6 protein-coding genes and 1 pseudogene are annotated in these 7,906 nt (G+C 72.3%); 5 read left to right on the top strand and 2 right to left on the bottom strand.

The window, feature by feature from the left end:
• From RZ84_RS42085 to RZ84_RS32260, 5 genes and pseudogenes are all read left to right on the top strand, one after another.
• A pseudogene (locus RZ84_RS42085) lies at window positions 1-110 on the top strand (diguanylate cyclase); the annotation flags it as partial.
• Window positions 111-183: 73 nt separating this feature from the next.
• Window positions 184-645 (top strand): universal stress protein, encoded by a 462-nt coding sequence (locus RZ84_RS32275; protein WP_043267998.1) that lies wholly within the window; start codon window positions 184-186, stop codon window positions 643-645.
• A 94-nt stretch (window positions 646-739) separates the two neighbouring features.
• Window positions 740-955 (top strand): dodecin, encoded by a 216-nt coding sequence (locus RZ84_RS32270; protein ID WP_043267996.1) that lies wholly within the window; start codon window positions 740-742, stop codon window positions 953-955.
• 118 nt (window positions 956-1,073) lie between these two features.
• Window positions 1,074-2,513, top strand: coding sequence for an amino acid permease (locus tag RZ84_RS32265; protein WP_043267994.1), 1,440 nt, complete (start codon window positions 1,074-1,076; stop codon window positions 2,511-2,513).
• A 207-nt stretch (window positions 2,514-2,720) separates the two neighbouring features.
• Window positions 2,721-5,117 carry a GH92 family glycosyl hydrolase gene (locus RZ84_RS32260; RefSeq protein ID WP_052230315.1) on the top strand — a complete coding sequence of 799 codons (2,397 nt, stop codon included), beginning with the start codon at window positions 2,721-2,723 and terminating at the stop codon, window positions 5,115-5,117.
• Window positions 5,118-5,147: 30 nt separating this feature from the next.
• Here the strand turns inward: RZ84_RS32260 and RZ84_RS32255 are convergent, their stop codons facing one another.
• Complete coding sequence (locus RZ84_RS32255) at window positions 5,148-5,360, bottom strand: EF-hand domain-containing protein (protein WP_043267992.1); 213 nt, start codon at window positions 5,358-5,360, stop codon at window positions 5,148-5,150.
• Between the two features lie 80 nt (window positions 5,361-5,440).
• Window positions 5,441-7,906 (bottom strand): excinuclease ABC subunit UvrA, encoded by a 2,466-nt coding sequence (locus RZ84_RS32250; RefSeq protein WP_043267990.1) that lies wholly within the window; start codon window positions 7,904-7,906, stop codon window positions 5,441-5,443.

The raw sequence follows: 7,906 nt of genomic DNA, 5'->3' as shown, positions 1-7,906 counted from the left end.
TCCCCCGGCGGGCCCGCCGCTGGCGGGTGCAGGGCCGCACCGCGCTGGTCGCCCGGGCGTATGTGCTGGGCGTACTGTCCCCGGACAACTGGCCGCCCGCCCCCGCGTGACCGTTGGCCGAAGCCGCGCGCTCCGCCGGGCCCGGGAGCCCACGGGCACGCGTGTGCGGATAACCTCCGAAGTGTGGACGAGAACGCAGCCGCGCCGTTCGAGCGCGGAACGGACGGCCCGAAGGTCATCGTCGTCGGCGTCGACGGCTCCGACTCGTCGTGGCGCGCCGCCGCCTACGCGTCCGGGCTGGCCCGGCGCCAGGGGTCGAAGCTGGTGATGGTCTACGTGCAGCCGGTGCTGCCGGCCGGAGCCGCGATGGGCGCCCCGGTGGTGGACACCACCACCGAGGTCGCCGAGGAGCTGATGACCGAGATCCGCAGGGCGACCGACCGACTGGACGGGATCTACCACCTGCGCTGGGAGTTCCACACCCTGCGCGGGGACCCGTACAACGGCATGGTGCAGATGGCCGACGAGCTGAAGGCGGACGCGGTGGTGGTCGGCGCCTCGGAGTCCGCCGGGCACCGCATCATGGGGTCGGTCGCGGTGCGCCTGGTCAAGGCCGGGCGGTGGCCGGTCACGGTCGTCCCGTAGCCCGGCGGCGACAGCTCCGCTGGTGGGGCGGGCCGGGCTGAGGCACGGTGGGAGATGGACGGGCGGAGCGCCGCCCCGGCCGAGGGAGACCACCGTGACCGACCGCACCTATCGCGTCACCGAGATCGTGGGGACGTCCCAGCAGAGCGTGGACGCCGCGATCCAGAACGGCATCAAGCGCGCCTCGACGACCCTGCGCAACCTCGACTGGTTCGAGATCTGCCAGGTCCGCGGCCATATCGTCGACGGGCAGATCGACCACTACCAGGTCGGGCTGAAGGTCGGATTCCGGCTGGAGGACGCCGACTGAAGCCCCGGGGCCGATTGGCGCCCTGACGCCGAGTCGCCTTTCTCCGGGTCCACCGAGCGGCCATGATGATCCGCCGTCGGACCAGCACGGTCCGTACGAGCGTACGGAGGGATCACGCATGGCACGCATGGGGCTGCGCGCGGGAGCGGGCGTATGGCGCCGTAAACCGATCGAGCACATCGAGGAGCCGGAAGGCACCGCGGGCGAGCAGCTGACCCGGGAACTGGGGCTGTGGCAGCTGACCGCCATCGGTGTCGGCGGCATCATCGGCGCGGGCATCTTCACGCTGGCCGGCACCGTCGCCAACGGCAAGGCCGGTCCGGCGGTGCTGGTCTCCTTCCTCGTCGCCGGCGTGGCCAGCGCCGCGGCGGCCTTCTCGTACGCGGAGTTCGCCGGGCTGATCCCGAAGGCGGGCTCGGCCTACACCTACGGCTATGCGGTACTGGGCGAGCTGGCCGGCTGGTTCATCGGCTGGGACCTGCTACTGGAGTACACCGCGATCGTGGCGGTGGTCGCGATCGGCATCTCCGGCTACTTCTCCTTCCTGCTCGGCGAGACGGGGATCAAGCTGCCGGTGTGGATGCTCGGCGCCCCCGGCACCGGGCCCGGCCACCGGATGGACCTCTTCGCCGCGGTGCTCTGCCTGCTCATCGCGTATCTGCTGACCCTGGGCATCAAGAACGCCGCCCGTTTCGAGACGCTCGTGGTCGGCCTGAAAGTGCTGGTCGTCCTGGTCGTCATCGCGGTCGGCTGCCAGCACATCGACACCGCCAACTACCACCCCTTCTTCCCGTTCGGCGTCGGCGGCGCGTTCACCGGCGCGGCCACCGTCTTCTTCGCGGTCTTCGGCTACGACGCGATGAGCACCGCCGCCGAGGAGTCCAAGGACGCCCAGCACCACATGCCGAAGGCGATCGTGTACTCGCTGGCGATCTCGATGGTCCTCTACGTCCTCGCCTGCCTGGTGCTGACGGGGATGCAGAACTACCGGCACATCAACCCGGAGAGCGGGTTCTCCACCGCGTTCAAGTCGGTGGGCCTGGACGCGCTGGCCGACGTCATCGCGGTCGGCGCGATCATCGGCATCCTGACGGTGATGTTCACCTTCATGCTCGGGGTGACCCGGGTGTGGTTCTCGATGAGCCGGGACGGGCTGCTGCCGAGGTGGTTCGCCAAGACCAGCGCCACCCACCACGTGCCGGTCCGGGTCACCTGGATCGTCGGCATCGCCTCCGCGATCATCGCGGGCTTCCTGCCGATCGGCGAGGCCGCCGAGCTGACGAACATCGGCATCCTGCTGGCGTTCGTGGTGGTCAGCGTCTCGGTGATCGTGCTCCGCTACAAGCGCCCCGACCTGCCGCGCACCTTCCGCACCCCGGGGATGCCGGTGGTGCCCGCGATCGGGGTGTGCTTCTCGCTCTGGCTGGTCACCTTCCTGGCGTGGCAGACCTGGGTCCGGTTCGCGGTGTGGTTCCTCCTCGGGCTGGTCATCTACTTCTCGTACTCCTACCGCCGCTCTGAACTGGCCACGGCGCAGGGCGCGGACACGGACGCCTGAAGCATCGCTGATGGCACATCAATTCCGCCTGTTCCGCTGCGGTTTCGAGGAACCGCAGCGGCGGAGTGCCCGCCGGCTGGTCCAACGGATGCACAGAGCAGGGGTGGACGAGGGCCGTCGGCCGGTCGTGCCCCTTGACGCGTCCCCGCCCGGCCCGAAGAATGACCGCGCTCCGACAACGTTGTCGGCCCTCCTGGAGGTCTGTCCATGCCCTGGTTCGGAGGCAATCGGCTGCGCACCGCGGGCGCGGCGCTGGCGGCGGCGCTGCTCGCGGGCACGCTCACCGCCCCCGCCGCGCGGGCCGCGCCGCCCGGCGGCCACCTCACCGACCTGGTCGATCCGTTCATCGGCAGCCGGAACGACGGCAACACCTTCCCCGGGGCCACCGTGCCGTTCGGCATGGTGCAGCTCTCCCCCGACACCGGCCACTCCACCGGATACGGCTATGACGACAGCCATGTCCGCGGGTTCGGCGCGGTGCACCTCTCCGGAGTCGGCTGCGGCATCGGCGGCGATCTCCCGGTGCTGCCGACCACCGGCGACATCACCTCCACCGACAACGCGAAGTACGCCGCCGCGTACACCCATGACGGCGAGTCGGCCCGGCCCGGCTACTACCGCGTCGGCCTGACCTCGTACGGCGGTATCACCGCGGAGCTGACCGCCACCGCCCGCACCGGCCGGCAGCGCTTCACCTTCCCGGCCACCGACAAGGCCAATGTGCTGCTCAACTCGGGGCAGTCGCTGCACAAGACGGTCTCCATCCGCGTCGAGGTGCTGGACTCGCGGACCGTGCGCACCGCCATCACCGGCCGCGGCTTCTGCCGGGACACCGCGCCGTACACGGTCCACACCCTCACCCGCTTCAGCCGGCCGTTCACGGCGTACGGCACCTGGCACGGCGACAAGGTGACGCCCGGGTCCCGGGACTCCACCGCCACCGGGCGGAACGGCGCCTACGTCCGCTTCGACACCCGAGGGGACCGCACCGTCGAGGCGACCACGGCCCTGAGCTATGTGGACGCGGCCGGCGCGGCACGCAACCTCCGTGCGGAGGGCGGGAGTTCCTTCGACCGCACGAAGGCCGCGGCGGACGCGGCCTGGGAGCGCCGGCTGCGCCTGGTGCGCACCCGGGGCGGCGATCCGGCCCTGCGGCGCGCCTTCTACTCCTCCCTCTACCGGTCCTTCCTCGCGCCGAACATCGGCAGCGACGTGGACGGCCGCTACACCGGCTGGGATCAACGCCCGCACCGGGCAAGGGGGTTCACGTACTACCAGAACTGGTCGCTGTGGGACACCTACCGCACCCAGACGCAGCTGCTGTCGCTGCTCGCGCCGCGGGAGGCGCGCGACATGGCGCTGTCGGTGCTGCGGATCGACCAGGAGGGCGGCTGGCTGCCCAAGTGGGGCTACGGCACGGTCGAGACCAACATCATGACCGGCGACCCGGTCACCCCGTTCCTCACCAACGCCTATCGGCAGGGGCTGCTGACGGGGCACGAGGAGGAGGCGTACACGGCGCTGCGGAAGAACGCCGACGGGGTGCCGCCGGCCGCCTCGCCGGCCGTCGGGCGGGACGCCAACGTCCCGTACATGAAGAACGGTTACGTCCCCTACATCAAGGGGCACCCGCACACCAAGCCCGGGGACTCCGACTTCGACCACGGCGCCTCGGCGACGCTGGAGTACGCACTGTCGGACGCGATGCTGGCGCGGATGGCCCGCGACCTGGGCCACCGGACGGACGCCGAGCGCTATGCCGCGCGGGCGCTCAACTACCGCACCGTCTTCGACCGTTCGACCGGCTTCTTCCGGGCCAGGGACGCCAGGGGCGCGTTCACCGGACCCGCCGACCCCGCCAAGAGCGAGGGCTTCCACGAGGGCACGGCCTGGCAGTACCAGTGGCTGGTGCCGCAGGACATGCCGGGGATGATGCGGCTGATCGGCGGCCGGGACCGGGCCGACGCCCGGCTGGACTCCTTCTTCGCCTATCCGCAGCTGCTCCGCGACCCGGAGCGGACGGTGCGCACGGTCTGGGTGCACGGCCCCTACGACTACTACAACGCCGACAAGTACAACCCGGAGAACGAGCCCGATCTGACCGCACCGTACGCCTACCTGTCGACCGGCCGGCCCTGGAAGACCACCGACGTGGTGCATGCCGCACTGACGCTGTTCACCGACACCCCCACGGGTATGACCGGCAACGACGACCTGGGGACGATGTCGGCGTGGATGGTGCTCGGCTCGATCGGGATGTTCCCGGTGCAGCCGGGCACCGACACCTGGGGCCTGAGCACACCGGTCTTCGACCGGGTGGATCTGACGCTGGACCGGCGGTACTTCCCGGCCGGGCACTTCACCGTCACGGCGCCCGGCACCTCGGCCACCGACCGGTACATCCGTTCCGTACGGCTCGACGGTGCCCGGCACGACCGTACCTACCTCACCACCGCGGATCTGCGCGCGGGCCGCGAACTGGCCTTCACCGTGGGTGCGCGGCCGTCCCGGTGGGGCACCGGCGACCGTGCCGCCCCGCCGCCGGTGGGGACACCGGGAGCACTCGCCTCGTCCGCGCGGCGGCAGGACCGGGGCGGGCGCTGAGACCGGGCCGCGGGCCCGGTCTCCCGCGGCTCAGCCCTCGAGGGAGGCCCAGAACTCGTCGAACGACATCAGACCGTCGCCGTCGGTGTCCTTGGTGTGGATGACCGCCTCGGCCATCGGGCCGGTGACGTACGGGTCCCCCAACTCGGCCATGGCCCGCTTGAATTCGTCCGGCGTGACCTGTCCGTCGCCGTCCGCGTCGAACCGCTCGAACGTCGCCCTGGCCGTCTCGATGTCTGCCACGGGAGGTGCCCCTTCGTCGTGCCGCAGGTCGCTGCGCGCTGTCTGTGCTGCTGTGCTGACCCGCGTACATTAGCGGACCGTCAGGATTCGGCCATCCGCCCCTGTCCGCAAGTCCGGGCGAGGTAACGGGCGGTGCGGCTGCCGGGGGCCGCGGCGACCTCGGCCGGGGTGCCGGCGGCGACGATCCGGCCACCCTCCGCGCCACCGCCGGGCCCCAGGTCGATGACGTGGTCGGCGCCCGCCACCACCCCCATGTCGTGCTCGACGACGACCACGGTGTTGCCCGCGTCGACCAGGCCGTGCAGCTGCCGCAGCAGCACCTCGGTGTCGGCGGGGTGCAGTCCGGTGGTGGGCTCGTCGAGGAGGTAGAGGGTGTGGCCGCGGCGGGCCCGCTGGAGTTCGGCGGCGAGCTTGATGCGCTGGGCCTCGCCGCCGGACAGCTCGGTGGCGGGCTGGCCCAGCCGCAGATAGCCGAGGCCGACGTCCTGGAGGGTGCGCAGGCTGCGGGCGGCGGCCGGGACGTCGGCGAGGAAGTCCGCGGCGTCGTCGACGGTCAGCGCGAGGACGTCGGCGACGGTGCGGCCCCGGTAGGTGATCCGCAGGGTTTCGGGGTTGTAGCGGGCGCCGTGGCAGTCGGCGCAGGGCGCGTAGCTGCCGGGCAGGAAGAGGAGTTCGACGGCCACGAAGCCCTCGCCCTGGCAGGTCTCGCGGCGGCCGGCGGCGACGTTGAAGGAGAACCGGCCGGCCGTGTAGCCGCGGGCGCGGGCCTCGTCGGTGGCCGCGAAGACCTTGCGTACCGCGTCGAACAGCCCGGTGTAGGTGGCGAGGTTGGAGCGCGGGGTGCGGCCGATGGGCCTCTGGTCGACCCGGACCAGCCGGTCGACGGCCTCCAGCCCCTTGGCGGCGGCCAGTTGCGGGCGGGCCTCCGGTCCGGAGTCCGGATCGTCGGCTCCGGCGTCGGCCGGGGCCCGGTCCGCCCCGAGGTGGTCCCGTACGGTCTCCGCGAGGACCCGGGTGACCAGCGTCGACTTGCCCGATCCGGAGACACCGGTGACGGCGGTGAAGACGCCGAGCGGGAAGGCGGCGTCCAGGTCGCGCAGGTTGTGCAGGGTGGCGCCGTGCAGGGCCAGGGTGCCGGTGGGGGTGCGCGGGGCGCGGGCGGCGGGTGGTGCGGGGGCGAAGAGGAAGCGGCGGGTGGCGGAGTCCCCGGCATCCGCGAGGGCGGCGACCGGGCCGCTGTGCAGCACCTGTCCGCCGTGCTCCCCGGCCCGCGGTCCGATGTCCACGATCCAGTCGGCGCGCCGCACCACGTCCATGTCGTGCTCGACGACGAAGAGCGAGTTGCCGGCGGCCTTGAGGCGGCCGAGCACGGTGAGCAGGGCCTCGGTGTCGGCGGGGTGCAGACCGGCGGACGGCTCGTCGAGGACGTAGACCACGCCGAAGAGGCCGGACCGCAGCTGGGTGGCGAGGCGGAGCCGCTGGAGCTCCCCCGCGGAGAGGGTGGGCGCGGGGCGGTCCATGCTGAGGTAGCCCAGGCCGAGTTCGGTGAGCACCTCGATGCGGGCGACCAGGTCGCGGGCGAGCGTCGGGGCCACCCCGTCGTCGGGACGCTCCGCGGTGGGGCGCAGCAGGTGGGCCAGTGCGCCGAGCGGCAGGGCCGCGAGCGTGGCGATGTCCCGGCCCGCGAAGGTGACGGCCAGCGCCTCGGGGCGCAGCCGCCGCCCCCGGCACACCGGGCAGGGCTCGGCGACCAGGAACCCCTGGACGCGCTTGCGCAGCGTGTCGCTCTTGGAGTCGGCGAAGGTGTGCAGCACATAGCGCCGGGCGCTCATGTACTGGCCCTTGTAGGGGCGTTGGATCCGGCCGGCCTCGCGGACCGGGTGGACGGTGACGACCGGCTGTTCGTCGGTGAACAGGATCCACTCGCGATCGGCGGCCGGCAGGTCGCGCCACGGCCGGTCGATGTCGTGGCCGAGGGCGGCGAGGATGTCGCGGAGGTTCTTGCCCTGCCAGGCGCCGGGCCAGGCGGCGACGGCGCCGTCGCGGATCGAGAGCTCCGGGTCGGGTACCAGGGAGTCCTCGGTGACCCGGTGGACGGTGCCCAGACCGTGGCACTCCGGGCAGGCCCCGGCCGCCGTGTTGGGCGAGAAGGCGTCGGAGTCCAGCCGCTCGGTCACGCCGTGCGGGTAGTCGCCGGCGCGGGAGAACAGCATCCGCAGGGTGTTGGAGAGGGTGGTGACGGTGCCGACCGAGGAGCGGGAGGTGGGGGCGGAGCGCCGCTGCTCCAGGGCGACGGCGGGCGGCAGTCCGGTGATGTCCTCGACCTTCGGCGCGCCGACCTGGTGGATCAGCCGCCGGGCGTACGGGGCGACCGACTCGAAGTAGCGGCGCTGCGCCTCGGCGTAGAGCGTGCCGAAGGCCAGCGAGGACTTGCCCGATCCGGACACCCCGGTGAACGCGACCAGCGCGTCCCTCGGGATGTCCACATCGATACCGCGGAGGTTGTGCTCACGGGCGCCGCGCACCCGTACGTAGGAGTCGGACAT

The sequence above is a fragment of the Streptomyces sp. CT34 genome, assembly GCF_000805335.1.
Lineage (GTDB): Bacteria > Actinomycetota > Actinomycetes > Streptomycetales > Streptomycetaceae > Streptomyces.
Note: the sequence above shows the minus strand (reverse complement) of the source record. Positions and strands in the feature narration are given on the sequence as shown.